This is a genomic window from Burkholderia singularis (assembly GCF_001718875.1).
Lineage (GTDB): Bacteria > Pseudomonadota > Gammaproteobacteria > Burkholderiales > Burkholderiaceae > Burkholderia > Burkholderia singularis.
In genome coordinates, this window is record NZ_CP013449.1 from 415,382 (window position 1) to 431,792 (window position 16,411).

At 60.0% G+C, this 16,411-nt stretch carries 9 protein-coding genes and 3 pseudogenes; 9 read left to right on the forward strand and 3 right to left on the reverse strand.

Translation table 11 applies throughout. The annotated features are described in order from the left end of the window. Positions 1-246: 246 nt before the first annotated feature. The 3 genes and pseudogenes from AQ611_RS24935 to AQ611_RS25685 form a co-directional block, all read left to right on the forward strand. Positions 247-357 (forward strand): annotated as a pseudogene (locus AQ611_RS24935) (transposase); the annotation flags it as partial. Between the two features lie 22 nt (positions 358-379). After that, positions 380-689 (forward strand): annotated as a pseudogene (locus AQ611_RS26770) (hypothetical protein); the annotation flags it as partial. Between the two features lie 29 nt (positions 690-718). After that, positions 719-1,057 (forward strand): MFS transporter, encoded by a 339-nt coding sequence (locus AQ611_RS25685; protein WP_102720080.1) that lies wholly within the window; start codon positions 719-721, stop codon positions 1,055-1,057. A gap of 341 nt (positions 1,058-1,398) precedes the next feature. On the opposite strand, the gene AQ611_RS17845 is transcribed toward AQ611_RS25685, so the two are convergent. After that, complete coding sequence (locus tag AQ611_RS17845) at positions 1,399-2,145, reverse strand: TetR/AcrR family transcriptional regulator (RefSeq protein WP_069235558.1); 747 nt, start codon at positions 2,143-2,145, stop codon at positions 1,399-1,401. 76 nt (positions 2,146-2,221) lie between these two features. Between AQ611_RS17845 and AQ611_RS17850 the strand changes: the two genes are divergently transcribed. The 6 genes and pseudogenes from AQ611_RS17850 to AQ611_RS24945 all read left to right on the forward strand — a co-directional run. After that, positions 2,222-3,964: a bifunctional 3-(3-hydroxy-phenyl)propionate/3-hydroxycinnamic acid hydroxylase gene (locus tag AQ611_RS17850; RefSeq protein ID WP_180978107.1), complete on the forward strand. Its 1,743-nt coding sequence runs from the start codon at positions 2,222-2,224 to the stop codon at positions 3,962-3,964. Between the two features lie 10 nt (positions 3,965-3,974). Further along, entirely contained in the window at positions 3,975-5,045 is a 1,071-nt protein-coding gene (locus tag AQ611_RS17855) for a VOC family protein (RefSeq protein WP_069235559.1), read from the forward strand. A gap of 37 nt (positions 5,046-5,082) precedes the next feature. Next, on the forward strand, positions 5,083-6,039 hold the full coding sequence (locus AQ611_RS17860) for a fumarylacetoacetate hydrolase family protein (protein ID WP_069235560.1): 957 nt from the start codon (positions 5,083-5,085) through the stop codon (positions 6,037-6,039). After that, on the forward strand, positions 6,036-8,045 hold the full coding sequence (locus AQ611_RS17865) for an acyl-CoA synthetase (RefSeq protein ID WP_069235561.1): 2,010 nt from the start codon (positions 6,036-6,038) through the stop codon (positions 8,043-8,045). The genes AQ611_RS17860 and AQ611_RS17865 overlap by 4 nt, the downstream gene beginning before the upstream one ends. Before the next feature lie 91 nt (positions 8,046-8,136). Next, positions 8,137-8,574: an acetyltransferase gene (locus AQ611_RS17870; RefSeq protein ID WP_069236370.1), complete on the forward strand. Its 438-nt coding sequence runs from the start codon at positions 8,137-8,139 to the stop codon at positions 8,572-8,574. A gap of 56 nt (positions 8,575-8,630) precedes the next feature. After that, positions 8,631-9,126, forward strand: a pseudogene (locus tag AQ611_RS24945) (IS66 family transposase); the annotation flags it as partial. A gap of 61 nt (positions 9,127-9,187) precedes the next feature. On the opposite strand, the gene AQ611_RS17880 reads toward AQ611_RS24945, so the two are convergent. After that, positions 9,188-11,926, reverse strand: a complete 2,739-nt coding sequence (locus AQ611_RS17880) for an RHS repeat-associated core domain-containing protein (protein WP_069235563.1) — start codon at positions 11,924-11,926, stop codon at positions 9,188-9,190. A gap of 37 nt (positions 11,927-11,963) precedes the next feature. Further along, positions 11,964-16,409 carry a SpvB/TcaC N-terminal domain-containing protein gene (locus AQ611_RS17885; RefSeq protein ID WP_069235564.1) on the reverse strand — a complete coding sequence of 1,482 codons (4,446 nt, stop codon included), beginning with the start codon at positions 16,407-16,409 and terminating at the stop codon, positions 11,964-11,966. Positions 16,410-16,411 lie beyond the last annotated feature (2 nt).

Below are 16,411 nucleotides of genomic sequence, written 5' to 3' on the forward strand. Positions count from 1 at the left end.
ACTCGAAAGGGGTGGCGAAAGCCATAGTTGGTAAGCATAATCCGTTGGTGCCGGGTTCGACTCCCGGGGGGCCCACCAAATATCTGTCTCGAGATGTTCGGAGACATCTGAAAACCCGCGTAGCTGAAAGGCTTCGCGGGTTTTTTGCGTTTAAGGGGACGGGATTGACCCTGACCCAAGAAATAGTCCGGTGCAAAAGTAGAGAAATTCGGCATGATGTGTCCAAGCGGACACGAAGGCCATGCTATGAAGACGAGCAAGTTTACGGAAGAGCAGATCGCATTTGCCCTGAAGCAAGCCGAGCTGGGTACGAAGGTCGAGGAGATCTGCCGCAAGCTCGGAATTAGCGAGGTGAGCTTGGATAAGTTCATATCGCAGGATCACGTCCAACACGAATCTGCGTGTCGCGGGCCAGTCGGTCGACAACGGCAGCGGCCTGTTGCAGGCCGCGCGAAACGTTATGGTCGATGCCGGCGCGCATCTCGCGAACAACGGCGGCTCGATCGCCGGCCAGACGGCGACGGTCAGTGCCACGACGCTCGACAACCGCGCCGGTACCGTGCGTGCAGGCTGATCAGGTGTCGTTGAACGCGGCTGACCTCGTGAATCGCGGCGGCATGATCATGCAGACCGGCACCGGCCCGATGACTGTCGCGGTCTCGAACTCGCTCGACAATTCCGGTGGCGGTCGCGGATCCCCGTCTTATGTGCGTGTTTCGTGATCGGGGGAATCGGCTTCGCTGTCTTTAATATCAACGTCAGCACGCTGCGCGCTGCGGCAACGCCACCGGCGTTTCGATCGCGCATGACCGCCGGAGTGGCTTTTTTATCGTCGTGCCTTAATCCATTTGCGACGCAAACGATGGGCTTCGTCGTCGCGCACAGCAGCGCGATGACCGGCGTCGCGATTTCCGGCACACTGATTCTGATATCGACGGCCCTTTTGCTCCGGAATGCGGACGCGAAGTCACTTCTAAAGCGCTCGGATGAGGAGCTCGCCGGCGCCTACGGCAAGCTCTATCCGGCCGCGTTTATCGAACGTCAACCAACCGTGTGAAAGCCATCGATGAGCAGCCCCTTCATCCGTGGGCGGGCGCGTGCGGTTCGCCCGTGCTTGCATTGACCACGTCATGAGCCACGATTAGCAGAGATGGACGAAACTAGCCGGATTGACTTGTTGTCGCATTACGCAACGCATTGGGGCCTTGAAATCGAGCCGAAAGTCCGTTCTGCCACGCGAGCGACCATTGCATTCGGACGTCAGTGTCGCAGACCGGTCGTCTTGAAGATCATGCGCGGCGCAAGCGATAAGCCCGTCCAATGCACTTTATATATTGTTTTCCCTGATCCGCAGACGCACACCCTTCGCCACAACAGTATTGTCCGGCCTGTTACCCCTTACAGAGCATGCGCGCTTATCGAGACGGCCGGCAACGGTCGGTGAGCGATCTCTTGAGCCTCGACGCGGGAGAGCCCGAGTGTTTGCAGCAGGACACTCGCAGTCCGCTCCGGGAAGTCTTCGTTGCCGAATCCAAGTGTCCCAAATCCATGCGCCATAGGGCTGGAAGGTATGGCGAACTGCAAGTCTGCGGCAATCGCGGCGAGGACCGTGCCGCCAACAGAAAGAACGGACATCAGCGGATCCGCGACATCGAACCGTCCATCGGCGGCACCTTTCTGCACGTCCCGCAGCAGCCGCTGTCCGAGCCCTTGGCTCAACGCACGCGCAGATAAACCCTCCCGAATCAGGAATTGCCCCCAGACGGGTTCACGTCGCGCGCGCAGCAACGTGTGTCGAACTGATACTGAAATGACCTCGGCGGGATCCAACAAATCTGCTGTGGCACGGTCGAGCGTATCGGCAAATTCCTCGAACACCCACTCCACGAGCGCTGCATAGATCGCTTCCTTCGATTCGAAGTGGTTGTAGAACGAGCCGAACCCGACATCGGCCGCCTCGGTGATCTCGTTGATCGCCACACCTTCCGCCCCTTTTTCCGACATCAGCCTGAGCGCCGCTTCAAGCAGCCGTGCTCGTGTTTCGCGCTTACGGCGGGCACCGCGCGGCTCGCGCTCCGGGGCGACGGTGTCAGGCGTGCCCTCTGGCGCGCGCTTGCCCACGCGGGACTCGAATGAATTTGGCATGGCATCACAGTCGTGCATCGAATCTCAAGTATAGACTCAAACATCATTGTTGACAAAATTATCAGTTATGAGTTGAATGTCATTTGCCGGCCGAACCGAGCCGGACGGATCGCTCAATGGAGTGCTTGTGGAGACAAATGTGCAGCTGGATGCCGGCTCCGAGGCGCAGTTCGGCCTTGACCGGAAGGTCGTCGAAAATCTGCCTTCGGACGTCGATGTACTGATCGTCGGCTTCGGGCCGGTCGGAGCCGCGGCAGCCAATCTGCTCGCGCGCTACGGCGTGAATGTGCTCGTGATCGACAAGTCGACCGGCATCTACATGGCACCCCGGGCCATCGCCCTCGATAACGAGGCGTTGCGCATCCTGCAACTCATCGGCGTGACGGAGCACGAGCTGGAAACCGTGGCGATTCCTTGCGTGCGGATGCGTTCACCGCTCTTGGGAGAGTTTGGCAAGGCCAACACGCTGGGCAGCATCGACGGGCATCCGAAGCTCGTAACGTTCTATCAACCGGATCTCGAACGATGCCTGCGCCGCCGCCTGCAGCAATACGGCTGCGCGCGGGCGGCGCTCGGCGTCTCACTGCGCAGCATCGACTCGGGGCAAGAGGCGATAGCGGCGACGCTGGACCTGGGACAGGGATATACCCACAAAGTCCGGGCTCGTTACCTGGTCGGCGCCGACGGTGCAAGTTCACTCGTTCGTCAATTGATCGGGCAGGCATTCAAGGGCAAGACTTTCGCGGAGGACTGGCTCATCGTGGACGCCCGCAACGTCCCCCGCCCGATCGACCACGTCGAATTCATTTGCGATCACCGGCGGCCGACGCCGCACATGGCGGCGCCCGGAGCGCGCGAGCGCTGGGAATTCATGCTGCGCCCCGGCGAGACGCGCGAGGAGATGGAGTCCGACGCGCGTATCCGCGAGTTGCTCGCGCCTTGGGGTAATGTCGACGACATGGTGATCGAGCGCAAGGCGGTCTACCGTTTTCACGCGAGAACGGTGAATACGTTCAGCCAGGGGCGCGTGTTCCTGGCGGGCGACGCGGCACACATCACACCGCCCTTTGTCGGACAGGGGCTCGTCGCAGGGCTGCGCGACACCGCCAATCTGTGCTGGAAGCTCGCATTGGTCATAAGGGGGCACGCGGCGCCGCGAATTCTCGCCACTTACGACCAGGAACGGCGGCCTCATGTGAAGGCGATGATTCGATTCGCGAAGCTCATGGGGCGGTTGGTGATGCCGCGTAATGCCGGCGTCGCGCTGTTTACGCACGGCCTGATGCGCGCAACTCGGCTCGTGCCGAAGTGGCGTGCCTATTTTGAAGAACTCCAGATCAAACCCGGGAACGCGTGCCGGCGCGGGCTCTTCGTTGCAGGCTGCACGAAGTCCGGATTGGTGCGTGGCGCGGTCTTGCCGCAGGGTTGGGTGCGTGGCGCAGATGGCCGGACCTGTCTGAGCGACGACGTCCAGGGCTCGGGTCTTACGTTGATCGGGTTTGGTCGCGACGCAGGCGCAGCACTCGACGATGGAACGGCTGCGGCGTTTGCCGCCGCCGGTGGATCAATCATCCAGATCGCACATCGCGGGCAGCGGTTGCATCTTGCGGCGAGCGGTAGTTGGGAGGATCTCGAAGGCGTGTTCTTGCCGCGCGCCGTGCCGTTCGGCTGGGCCGCCGTGGTACGGCCCGACCGGGTGGTCGTCCACGACGGACCGGCGAGCGAAGCGAATCGTCTGGTTTCCGAGAGCTTGGCTCTGCTCGGCACACCGATCGGCACGACGTCGTCCGTCGCCGAACCTGCCCAATCTTCTGCCTGAGGCCTTGGACATGCAACTGACTACACCGCAACCGGCTCGCCATGTGCGTCCCACAACGAAAGCGTCTGCGCTGGCATACCTGATTTTCGATCGTCCCGACCTTGCCAAAGCCGAGCAATTTCTGAACGACTTCGGGCTTCGGACCGTTTCGCGCGACAGTGAGCGCATGTTCCTACGCGGCACCGGGCCGGCGCCGTTTTGCTACGTCGTCCGAAAGGCGTCCAAAGCCCGCTTCGTCGGCTTTGGTCTGTCCGTGAATCGCATCGACGATCTGCATGCGCTCGCGCGCGTGCCCGGTGCATCCGATGTCGAGGCGTCGGACTGGCCGGGTGGCGGGCATCGCGTGCGTCTCGTCGATCCGTCCGGCTTTCGCGTCGATGCCGTGTTCGGGCAAGCGCAGGCTGCCCCGTTGCCGCACCGGCCGCCTCTGCTGCTCAACACGACAGATGGCACCCCCCGCATCAACGACACGCAACGCCTGCCACAAGAGCCGCCGGAGGTGATCAAGCTCGGGCACGTGGTGCTGGAGCTGGCGGATTTCCAGCAAACCTGCGCGTGGTACACCCAGCATTTCGGTTTCATCCCGAGCGACGTGCAGGTGTTGCCCGACGGTTCGCCTGCGGTGACGTTCATGCGACTCGATCTTGGCGCGACGCCGGCGGACCATCACACGCTCGCGCTGGCCCAGGGCTTCGCGCCGCTCTACAGTCACAGCGCTTACGAGGTCGTGGACGCCGACGCGGTCGGCATGGGCCAGCGCGTATTGCGCGACAAGGGCTGGACACATGCATGGGGCATCGGGCGGCACATCCTCGGCAGCCAAATCTTCGACTATTGGCAGGACCCGTGGGGCGACAAGCATGAGCATTACTGCGACGGCGATTTGTTCACGTCCGAGCTGCCGATGGGGGTCCACGCGGTCAGCCGCGAAGCGATGTCCCAGTGGGGGCAGGCCATGCCGCGCAGCTTCACCAAACCCAAGTTCACGCTGGCCAGCGTAGCCGCGCTCGTGCGCAGTCTCCGGCGCAGTCCCGACGTGACGGTCGGCAAGCTGAAAACGCTCGCCAAGCTGTTCGCGTGACGCATTGCCGATTCGTTCAGTCATTCGAGGCACATTCATGTCATTGCACGTTCTGCATTACAAGCATCAAGGCCATGCCCAGTGGGGCGTCATCCGGCAAGGCGCGATCACGCCGATTCCGGGCGAGTTCGAGACAACGGCCGATTTCATCCGCGCGAACCGCATCGACGTATTGGCCGCACTGTCCGGGCCGACGATTCCGGAATCGGACGTGGAGTGGCTGTCGCCTATCACACGCAATCAGCAATTCGTGTGTCAGGGCGCCAACTATCGCCAGCACATGATCGAATCTGGCATGAACCCCGATGTAAAGACCTTCAACATGATCTTTACGAAGGCGCCGGGCTGCATCGTGCCGGCGGATTCGCCCGTCGTGCGGCCTCGACGAGTGCGCTTCCTCGATTACGAGATCGAATTGGGACTCGTGATGAAGCGTGACGTCATCGCCCGTCAGACAATCACTGATGCGAATCTGCACGAGTACCTTGCCGGCGTCGTCATCGTGAACGACTATTCGGCCCGTGACGTGCAGATCCCGGAGATGCAGTTCTACAAAGGCAAGAGTTACCGGACGTTCGGCCCGGTCGGCCCTTACCTGTGCATGCTGGAGGCGCGCGACATTCCGAAGCTTCGTGCGCTCGATCTGACGCTGACGGTCAACGGACAGGTCCGGCAGAAGGATTCAACGGCCAATCTCGTCTACGGACCCGCCGCAACACTAACCGAACTGTCGGGTGTGCATGACCTGCATGTCGGCGACCTGATTGCGACCGGCACACCATCCGGCTGTGCGTTAAGCGTTCCGTCGCCAGCGAAGCAGCGAATCGCGGCGCTGCTGCCCGAGGCTGCCAAGTGGCGCATGTTCATGAAAATTCAGGCGGGAAGAAGCCAGTATCTACGGAGCGGCGACATCGTCGAAGCGCACATCGCCAGCGCGGACGGGCTGATCGATCTCGGCGTGCAACGCAATTGCATCGTGGACGAAGTCGCATGAACGGGATCGCCAATCAAGCGGACGTCGTCGCGATCGAGGCAAGCGGCCCGCCGGCGGATTTGCCGGCCAGCACATACGAGATGATCTGCCGCGGTGCCGCGCACGATCCGTCCGCGCCCGCGCTGTCGTTCTTCCTGCGTGCCGACGATCATCGCAACGCGGCGCGCTGGACTTATCGCGAACTGGTTCATGACATCACGCGCACCGCGAACTTTTTCGCACGCGTCGGCGTGCGCCGAGACACGGTGGTTGCCTATATCCTGCCGAACCTGCCCGAAACGCATTTCGTCATCTGGGGCGGCGAGGCGGCAGGCATCGTCTGCGCGATCAACCCGCTTCTGGAGTCGGCTGCAATTGCCGAATTGCTGAACGCGGCGAAGGTGGAAGTACTCGTGACGCTGGCGCCGTTTCCCGGCACCGATCTCTGGCCGAAAGTGCAGCCGGTGCTCAACCGAGTCGGTACGCTGCGGCATCTGGTGCTCGTTAATCTGGCTGATCGCGTGCGCGGGCCGAGACGATTCGTGGCGCGCCTGTTGCAGCTGAGGGAGTGCGCGAGGCTGCACGGCTCGGGCGGTGTTCGGAGCGCGGTGCCAGCGCAAATCGGCCTCCACGACTTCGGCCGGTCGATCGCACGTGAGTCGGAGGTGGCACTCGACAGCGCTCGCCACTTCGACCCCGAGGATCTTTCGTCGTTCTTTTGTACTGGTGGCACGACCGGATTGCCGAAGATCGCAATGCGCCGCCACGGCAACGAAGTTGCCAATGCGTGGAGCGTCGGCCAGTTCTTCGGCGCCGGTATCGGCCCCGGCAAGACGATTTTCTGCGGCCTGCCGTTGTTCCACGTCAATGCCGTTCTGGCGACCGGGCTCGTGCCGTTCTCACGCGGAGCCCACGTCGTGCTGGGCACGCCGCAAGGGTATCGCGGTGAAGGTGTCGTCCGGCGCTTCTGGGAACTGGTCGAGCACCATCGCATCAACTTCTTCAGCGGCGTGCCCACGCTCTATGCGTCACTGCTCGACGTGCCGATCGGCGACAGACACATCGGTTCTCTCGAATACGGGCTGTGTGGCGCGGCCCCGATGCCGATCGAGGTGCTCCGCACATTCCAGGAGCGGACCGGGATCCGGATTCTCGAAGGTTACGGACTCACGGAAGGGGCGTGTGTAAGCAGCGTGAACCCGCCGTTCGGTGAGCGCCGCCTAGGATCGATTGGGTTGCGCATCCCAGGCCAGATGATGAAAGCCGTCGTTATCGACGACGACGGCCGTTACCTCCGCGACTGCGTCCCGGGTGAAGTCGGCCTGCTCGTGATCGCCGGCCCGAACGTCTTTGCCGGTTACGTACAGCCGGAACAAAACCGGGATCTCTGGGTGGAGCTCGGTGATGGTCGCCGCTGGCTGAACACGGGCGACCTTGGGTGTTGCGACGAAGACGGCTATTTCCACCTCACCGGCCGCAAAAAGGATCTGATAATCCGAGGCGGTCACAACATCGATCCAGCGACGATTGAGGAGCCTCTACATCGCCATCCTGCGGTTCAGATCGCCGCAGCCGTTGGTCGACCCGACGCGCATGCCGGCGAGTTGCCGGTGGCGTATGTGCAGCTCAAGGCGGGCGCACGTGCGTCCGAAGATGATCTCGCGGAATTCATGCGCGCAGAAATCGGCGAACGAGCCGCACTACCGAAGCAGATCCGGATCGTCGACGCGATGCCATTGACGGCCGTAGGAAAGATCTTTAAACCGGAGTTGAAGCGACGGGAAACTGCCGACGCGCTTCGCTTCGCACTCTACGCAGCCGGCATGACCAATGCTCGTGTCACGGTCGAAAGCGATGCGCCGCGCGGTGTATCGGTACGGGTCGCCCTTGTGGACCCGGCGCTAGAGGCGCAGGCAAGTGCCGTGTTGGGACGCTTCCCGTTCGCATTCACGATCGATACGACAGTGCAGTCTCCATTAGATGCACAACCTGACAACGGACGGGCCGGTCATGCGCGGAACCGATAATGCCGGCATCGAGCGCACTCGCAACTGCTAATTGAGCAGCGACGCCGCAGGGTCCGCAATGAGGCCAATGAAGGTTCTTTTTTTGAAGATTATGGATATACGAAAACGCGTTCCTGCCGACAATCCGGTATTGGTCGAAATCTGGCTGCGCTCTGTGCGAGCGACTCACACATTTTTGTGTGAGCAGGATATCGAGGATCTCTATCCGCAGGTCAGAGACACCTATTTGCCAGGCGTAGATGTATGGGTGTGCGAAGATGCCGATGGCGATATCACCGGATTCATCGGCATGCATGAAGCACAGATCGAAATGCTGTTTGTCGATCCGGAGAGATTCGGTCAAGGGGTTGGCACAAGACTTCTTGACCACGCGAGAAAGCTACATGCGAATCTCACGGTAGACGTCAATGAGCAGAATCCGAGAGCACATGCGTTTTACCGACGCTATGGCTTCGAGGACGTTGGGCGCTCGGCAACCGACTCTGCAGGCAGACCATTTCCTTTGGTTCACATGAAGCTGCGCTATTGAGCCCTTGCCGCACGATGCGTAGCGAGCTTGAGGGGGCATCGTGTAAGGTTCGCTGCATGCCTGCTGCTCCTGCCGATCTCCCCAATGAGATTGACGTACCGACGGCGGTGGTCGCCAGTTTGCGCGAGCGGCTCTCGTCAAGCGCGATCGAGATCAGCACATCTGAAGCTGACGATCGCCAAGCTGCGCCAGATACAGTTCGACCGGAAATCGGAGAAGCGGGATCGCCGGATCGAACAGCTTGAATTGCGACTGGAAGACCTGCAGGCCGGCGAAGTTTCGGCCGGTATGACTATGACTGCTGCAGCGAAGCTGCCGAGCCGTGGAGACGCGGGCCGCAACCGTTGCCGGATCACCTTGAGCGTGCAGAGCCCATCCACCCGCCCGCCGACGGACTGCCCCGATTGCCGCGGGCAACTCAAGCCACAGGGCGAAGATGTCGCGGAACAGCTCGAATACGAGAGGGCGCACTTTCGCGTGATTCGTCATTGCCGTCCGAAGCTGGTCTGCGTGTGCTGCGTAGAAGCGATTGAGGCGGTCACAGGCAAGCGGTCGCGAAACTTGTCACGATTTACTTTGCGCGTCACTGTAGCTTAAACAGGGGGGCTTATTTTCATTTTTCAAACCACCTATTAGCCTTGACATTCCCAGGGATTTTTATTTCCAGCTTGTTTTTGAATTTTGCGTCAATTTCATTGAGAATTACCTTTGCGGTCATTGTTTTAACTGCTATTGGTTTAAGTTTTGTTTTTTCGAGAAGAATCGACTTTAGGTCGGAAAGTTTTCCCTTTACAGCGGGAACTTTGCTCAAATCTTTTTCGTTTATTAAATCCGGCGATGCGAAAAAATCTGCATTTTCAAGTCCGAGCGATTTGAGTTCATCAGGATTTTCAATATCGATCTCGGCATAGTGCGTTGTATTTGATAAAAAATTACGCTGAGATACTTCCTCGTTAATTGAAAGCAGAAAGAATGTAAAGGATGTATTTCCGAGTCTGATCCAATCGTCTTTGTTTGTATTGCTTCCGGATTCTTTTGTATCAAATAATTCTGGATTTTTGTGGTGTAAATCGAAATTTGAAGCGATCTCATCGAATGGTTTTTGTCCGGGCTTTAATTTGGTGTAATGCCTGATTGTGAATTTTTTGTTCTTGGCGGAATCTAGTATTTTTTCATCCACCTTATTTTGTTCGAATATTATCGCTTTGCCTGTTACGTCATCCATTATCTCAAATGGAAGGGTTCTGTCGTAGGCGGTTCTTTCCACATGGGCGGCCTTGTATTTGTTATAAAGCTCCTCCTTTGGATTTGTTGGCGCCAGACCGGTGGCGTCAACAAACTTAGATGGGTTATTCATGACCATCCGATAGAGGTTTAGGCCATCGACCGTACCGGCCGGATCGGGATTGAGCCATCGTCCGATCCACGGCTGATAGGCGCGCCAGCCGTAGTCGTATAGGCCGGTTGCATCGCGCTCCTTGCCCGAGTAGCGGACATATTTGGTGTCCGCTTCCACTTGGCTGCATGCAGTCCACACCGCAGTTCCGCCGTATGGGTAGTACTCTTCCCGGCTGATCAGGTTCGCCTGCTCGTCCAACTCGAGCCCGATCGAGTTGATCAGATCGCCGATGCCATAGCGCGTCGTGTCGTTCGCGATGCCCGACGGTTGGCCGGCTTCCCAGTGCAAGGTTCGCGCGCTTAAACGGCTGGCGTCGACTTTGACTTCCTGTAGCACCGCGACAACTTTCTCGGCTCGCCCATCGTCATTCGTCGTTATCCGCAGCGTCAGCCCCGGAAGGTAGATCACTTCCGATGTGCGGATTGTGCCTGATGTCCGCAGGGTTGCGTGCTTGCGCACCCGCATCCCGTCAGCACCGTATTGGTATGTCTCGCGGTCCGGCTGGCTGGGGCGCGGAACCAGCGTGACGCCCGAGAGTCGGTTGCGATCGTTCCAGTTCAGCGGCTGCAGCCGATCCGGCAGCAACATGCGCTGGTTACCGGACGCATCGAACCATGACCCGTCGTCAACACCGGCCGGGGTGATGGTGCCTGTGGCATTTTGCTGGAGCGCATGATTGCTGCGGTCGGACACGACGATCTCTTGCGTGTAGTTCACCGCGCCCCGATGTTGGATTCGCGTCAGATTTCCACCTCGGTCGTAGGTATAGGCGCGGGTGTAGTTCGTATAGACGGAGTCGTCATTCGGCAGCGGAATGAGCGGCTTGGGAAGTTCCGCGCCTTGTCGACCACGGTTGATCATTTCTCGACCCGTTGCCGATATCAATTGATACAGTGCATCGTATGTATAGATGTGTGCCGGCTCGATTTTCTGGTTGCGCCAATAGGTGGTCGGCTGTGCGTCGTCGTATACGTTGAGAAGATTGCCGACCGGGTCATACTGGTAGCGTAGATCCTGCAGGACCGGCGAATGGCTTGCCTGAGCCGGGCGCGTTGCGCTCAACCTGATCAGGCGCTGCGTCTGCGGTTCGTACTCGCAACGCGCGATCACGCCATTGCTTGCCGTTTCGCTGAGCACCTGCCCAGCCGCACTGTAGTCGATCGCCGATAGCACCGGCTGCCAACTGCCGCTGGCGAGCTTCAATCTGCTGTTGGCCAATCTGCCAGCCACATCGAAAGCGCGGACTTGGACGTTGCCTTTCGCATCGGTCTGAGTGAGCCATGCTTCGGCCGCGTCGTAGGTCCAGGTGGTCGGATAAGCGGTGACGCCGAGTGCTGTCACCCATGCTGCTTCGTCGTCGCCGTTCCAGTTGGGCATTGCCTCGGGATCAGCGAGCAGGCGGCGAATCTGGTCGAGCGGTTGGCCGTTCAGCGTAAAGCCGGATGAGGCCAATCGCCCGGCGGTATCGTAGTGGCGCACGCACTGCCCTCGCAGATTATGCACTTGCGCATTGAGTTCCCCCTCGCCGTATTTCCACCTGTCGCGGGTCTTGAACGCTGCGATGCCGGTCGCTTCCTGGGCGGCCAGGGGTCTGCCCAGCGGATCATAGATCCACGTGGCGACAGTGCCACGTCCGTCATGGGTCCAGGCTGGACGGCCATCGACGTCGACGAGTGTCACGGTGACGCCGGCATCGGCGCTGTCCACTCGCAGCACGCGGCCGGTAAGCGAAGTCACGTAGGAAAAGTTGGGCGTACCGCCCGCGCTGAATAAACGGGCATCGATGCGCGAAGCGACGAAGCCTGCCGGACTGTGTACGATCCGCTCGATCCGCTCGTCGAGTTCGGCATTTGCCACCTGCCGGTTATAGGTCAGCGTGCGCACCTGCGAACCCCGATTGCTCAACACCGTCAGGGTTGGGGTACCGAACGCCAGATTTAAAGAGGAATGCATGGCATTTCAGTCTCGAATGATGTTGATTGCGATGGCGTCAGCTAGGCGGCAGCCATGTGTCGTTTTCATCTTCGGTCACGGTGAACCATGGGTAATAGCTTGTACGGCGTAGATAACCTTTGGCGGTCAACACTTGCACTTCGCGTCCGGTCGCATCGTAAAAGTGCGTGTCTGCATAGCCACAGGCTCGCATCGCCGTGTCGATCACATAGCGCCAGTCATCGATGAAGTAAGGCTGATAGATGCGGACCGGTTGAGCCTTGTTGTCGTATTCGACTTTGCCGGAAACCGCCCACCGTGTCGTGGTGGGCAGGCTGACGGGTTTTCCTTTCTGATCGACAACGATTTCACCCCGTGCATCGCGCTGCCACGCTATCCCCGGCGGTACCTTTTGCGTGTTTTGCAGTGCTTGGCCATTACCATCAACGTAGCCGACACTGACCCTAACCTGCTGCGCGCTGTCAGCCGGGTAACGATCCGCGACCAGGGATGCATGTTGGACGGGAAGGCGGAGCAGTGTCTGAATGTGTATCCGGATGGCCTCCGGAAGTTCGAGCATCGGCGCTCCGACGGCCGCCCATGTCCGGCCAGCCGACAGAATGCGGCCGTCGGCGGTCATGAATGCGTGCGTTTGCAATGCACTCCAGGCCGATACGGCTCCGTCCGTTACGGCTTTCAGCGCTTCCTGATCGACGTGCCCCATCCAGCTCAACGGATCGCTCAGGTAAATGCCAGCGACTTGCTGCACCGATTTTCCCGCTTCCTCGATCGCTTTTGCGATTGTCAGGCCGTTCGGCTTGAACGTCGTCACTGGCGCGAAGCCGACATTCTGTCCGTCCTCGGTACCGTAGAAGCTGCTGGCCGTCACACGACCTAGTGCATCGAACAGCACTTCGTGTACGTTTGCATTCAGATCCACGATATGTTCAGGCAGCAGAAAACGATAGTCGTAGCGCGCTGTGGTTTGATTGCCGACGGCGTCCGTCGTCTTTTTCAATACACAGGCGTACTCGTCGTATTCATATCTCACGAACCCAGTCAGCAAGCTTGTCCGCTGGCATTCCGGACGATAGAACTCGGACGCCTTTCGATATTCGGTGTATCCGCGCGGTGCAATCCAGACTTGCGGTTCTGCCTCATGATTGGGGGGCAGCAGGCGATCGGCCAGCCGATAGCCGGCGTTGATGAGCAGCGCGTCGCGCGCCGATTCAGTCAGCACGCCGTCGAACGCATCAAGCGCCGGGGCGTCGAATTCGGCCGTCTCGATATGATCGACGAGCGCTGTCAGGCCAACCTGCGCGTCCGTATAGACTGTCAACTGCTGTCCCGCGTAAGTGCGCGGCCGGGACGCATCCAGCAAACCGCCCGCCTGGGTCAGCACCTCGAAATTGACCCCTCCTGGAGGCACCCGCTCCGCACCGTAGGTCAGCACATTTCCACGCTGCCGGTAAGGAAGTCCCAGTCGCCATGCGTGTGCCGCGTCGAGATCGATGAACTGGCTCCGCGTCTCGTTCAAGATCAGGTCGCGTTGCTGGTCGTCGTAGCTGCTTGACCAGCTAGTGGCAGGCAGCGTGTCTGGATACGGATCGACCGGTGGTTTCGGGCGACGCGGATAGTGGACATCCACTTGCCAAGTCGCTGCGCCGTAGCGATTGCGCCGAATCCAGATCTGTTGTCCGACCATCGGGTCGACAGCGATGCGCTCATACGAATAGTTGACCTGTTCGAGCGCATCGGGCAGTGCAACCGGACTTGCATGCTCGGCCTTGGCTTGAACCTGTCGGATCTGATAGCGAAAGGTCGATACCGAATAGGGCACATCTTGATTGCGGTTACCGTCCCGACCATAGACTTCTTGGCGCAACGGAACGCCCTTGAGGGCTCTGAAAAGCCAACGGCGAGTATCGGGATCCGTTGTTCCGAGGTCGACGTCATCCTGCAGAGTTTCGTCGAACCGGGTCAGCCGCGTTGGCTTGACGCGCACGGCAGCGGCGTCCTGATAGGGTGAGCCGGGCAACGCGGATTCATCGCCTTCCCGCCCGGCGTGATACCAGCTTTTGGTGAACTGTGGCGGGGCGATCGGAATCTGCCGGTGGATCGTGGTCACGACTTGCTGCGCATCCTGGGCGGTCACGAGCCTAAAACCGCGAAATTCCCGCTCGACGCCGTCGTAGACGCCATGGTGATAGCTGTACTGTTGTGTCGACGAGTTGCCGGTGATTTCGTCGATCATGTCGATTTGCGCAAGCGTGAGGATCGGCATCGGCAGTGCCGAGGTCAATTGCGGATGGGCTCGCTTGTCGTCCAGCCAGTATTGCGCCGAGCTGCGATAGCTGAATGCTTTGCTTGCTCCCATGTTGTTATTGACCGACGTCATCAGGTACGGCTTCGTCTTGGTGAAATCGAGCCGCCAATGGCTCGGCGTCATATGTGGATGAGAAATCACGAGACTGGCGACGCCAATGCCTTGCAGATCGGCAAACGTCAAGCGGCACAACCTATCGAATGTGAGGCCGCTGGGTAGCGGCAAATTGACCGGCGCGGCAAAACCGTTGCCGGACTCATTCAAGTACAGCGTCAAATGATCTTGTTCGACATAGATCAAATCAGTGGCGCCGCTGCCGTCCAGATCTGCAAGCAGAACTTGCTTCGGATTGAAGGTGGCGGGATCGAAATCCAGAGCTGCCAATTCGAAAGGTTGACCGAAGCGGCCTCGACCCAGGTTCGGCCAGCACATGACGCCATTGTGGCGGATACGAACCAAGTGAGGCTGTCCGGAACCCAGCATGTCGCTGAAGGCGACCAGCTCGCTGGCGTCGCGGCCCGCGATCGGCAGCGCGCTATTCGTATCGTGCGCGACGTCCGTCCCGCGCGCGAAGCCGCCGCGCTGGTTCGCATACAGCCGCACACTCGTCGGCCCAATGAGCGCCAGGTCGGGCAGCCCCGCGCCAACCAGATCGGCCAGTTGCGCCCGCGGATGAAGAAATTCCGGCGGCAACGCATTGAACGGGATGAAATCCGACCATTGGTTGCCTTCCTTGAAGGAAAAGTAACCGCCCATGTCAGGTTGAACGACCAGCCAATCGAGGCGAGCGTCACCGTCGATATCCGTCAGCGCCAGCCGTACCGGCTGCATTCCGGGAACAGTCGGCAGGGCTTGCCAGTCGCCATACGCGACATTGTCGGTGCCGACCTCGCGTCGGATCGGTGCCCGGTAGCGCCAGCCGGTACCGTGACGAAACAGCACGCCCGGCAGGCCATCGCCGTACAGGTCCGCCATCTGGTAATGAACGCCGTCGTTCAATTCGGGGACGCCATCGAAGACGCGATAGCTGTCAGCGAGCACGTTCGGGGCGAAGGTGCTATACCCGAACTCGAGCGGCGGCAGGCTTTGCACGGTGCCGTCGGTTTCATAGGCCAGAATCCGCGCCTGCGTGAGTTGGCTGAGAACCGTCGACTCGCGATACGTGAGAAGCAGGCGCCGGACCAGCATATGGTTCTGCTTCAGCTCGTTCGGAAAGTGATGAAACATCAGAACCTGGCGGCACAGCCGATGTGTACGCACTTCAAAGCCATACTGGTAGCGGGAGAAGCTGTCCGTGCGCAGCGGCCAAGTTTGGCCGGGCGGGACGGTGTAAGGGGGCGCCGTGTTGAAGTCGACGCCGCGCTCGCCATAATCCAACACGACACTGAACAGCCAGCCGACGCTGCCGGCGTCCTCGCGATCCCAAAGGTACAGGTCAGTCGCGGCTGTCCGATTGCCGTAGAAGACCTCGGCGAGATAGCGATTGGCCGAGTGATCGCGTGTTGCTTCGTTGCTTGCCGTGACGCCATCTCCATTTTCGGCAACATAGTGGTAATAGATATGCTCACCGAACGGATTGACCGATTCCTCGATGCGCCATTCCGCGATCTGTTCCGGATGGTCGGGGTTCGCCACGCGCGCGGCCGCCGTTTTGCCGAGGCAATGCAGTTGACCGTCCGCACCATGAATCAGCCAGAAGTCGTCCGTTGCGCGCTCGCCTTGCCAATGCTCGATCCGATCGAAAGCGCTTTCGATGCGCGGGAAATAGCGCGTGACACGGTATGTCGTCTGTAGATCCTTGTCGTTGTAGCGGGTGACCGTTGCCGCTACCGTTACGCCGTGTTCGTCGCGCTCGGCGACCAGCACCTCCTCGTTCGGGCCGACGAATTCGTCGGTGGGGCCGTTGTCGTAGCGCGGCACACCGCGATTGGTTCGACGCCGAACATAGGGCAGTGCAAGTAGCCAGCCGACCCCGAATGTGCCGTTGCCCGCGCCGCTACTGTAATTGAGCGTGAGGGTCGGCGCATACCCGCGGCCGGCGGAAACCGGCAACGGCATCGATATGCCGGCCATTCCGCTCGGGCCAATCGGACTAAGGGTATCGCCTATTCCCGTAACGGCTCCGCCGCTTTTAGGCAGCGTCAAGCTTTGAACTGCGAGAGAAGCGTCCTGCTGCATAG

What these genes read in the sequence shown, in the direction of transcription:
- AQ611_RS17845 (WP_069235558.1), bottom strand. Translation starts at nt 2,145, where the DNA reads ATGCCAAATTCATTCGAGTCCCGCGTGGGCAAGCGCGCGCCAGAGGGC.
- AQ611_RS17850 (WP_180978107.1), top strand. Translation starts at nt 2,222, where the DNA reads ATGTCATTTGCCGGCCGAACCGAGCCGGACGGATCGCTCAATGGAGTG.
- AQ611_RS17855 (WP_069235559.1), top strand. Translation starts at nt 3,975, where the DNA reads ATGCAACTGACTACACCGCAACCGGCTCGCCATGTGCGTCCCACAACG.
- AQ611_RS17860 (WP_069235560.1), top strand. Translation starts at nt 5,083, where the DNA reads ATGTCATTGCACGTTCTGCATTACAAGCATCAAGGCCATGCCCAGTGG.
- AQ611_RS17865 (WP_069235561.1), top strand. Translation starts at nt 6,036, where the DNA reads ATGAACGGGATCGCCAATCAAGCGGACGTCGTCGCGATCGAGGCAAGC.
- AQ611_RS17870 (WP_069236370.1), top strand. Translation starts at nt 8,137, where the DNA reads ATGGATATACGAAAACGCGTTCCTGCCGACAATCCGGTATTGGTCGAA.
- AQ611_RS17880 (WP_069235563.1), bottom strand. Translation starts at nt 11,926, where the DNA reads ATGCATTCCTCTTTAAATCTGGCGTTCGGTACCCCAACCCTGACGGTG.
- AQ611_RS17885 (WP_069235564.1), bottom strand. Translation starts at nt 16,409, where the DNA reads ATGCAGCAGGACGCTTCTCTCGCAGTTCAAAGCTTGACGCTGCCTAAA.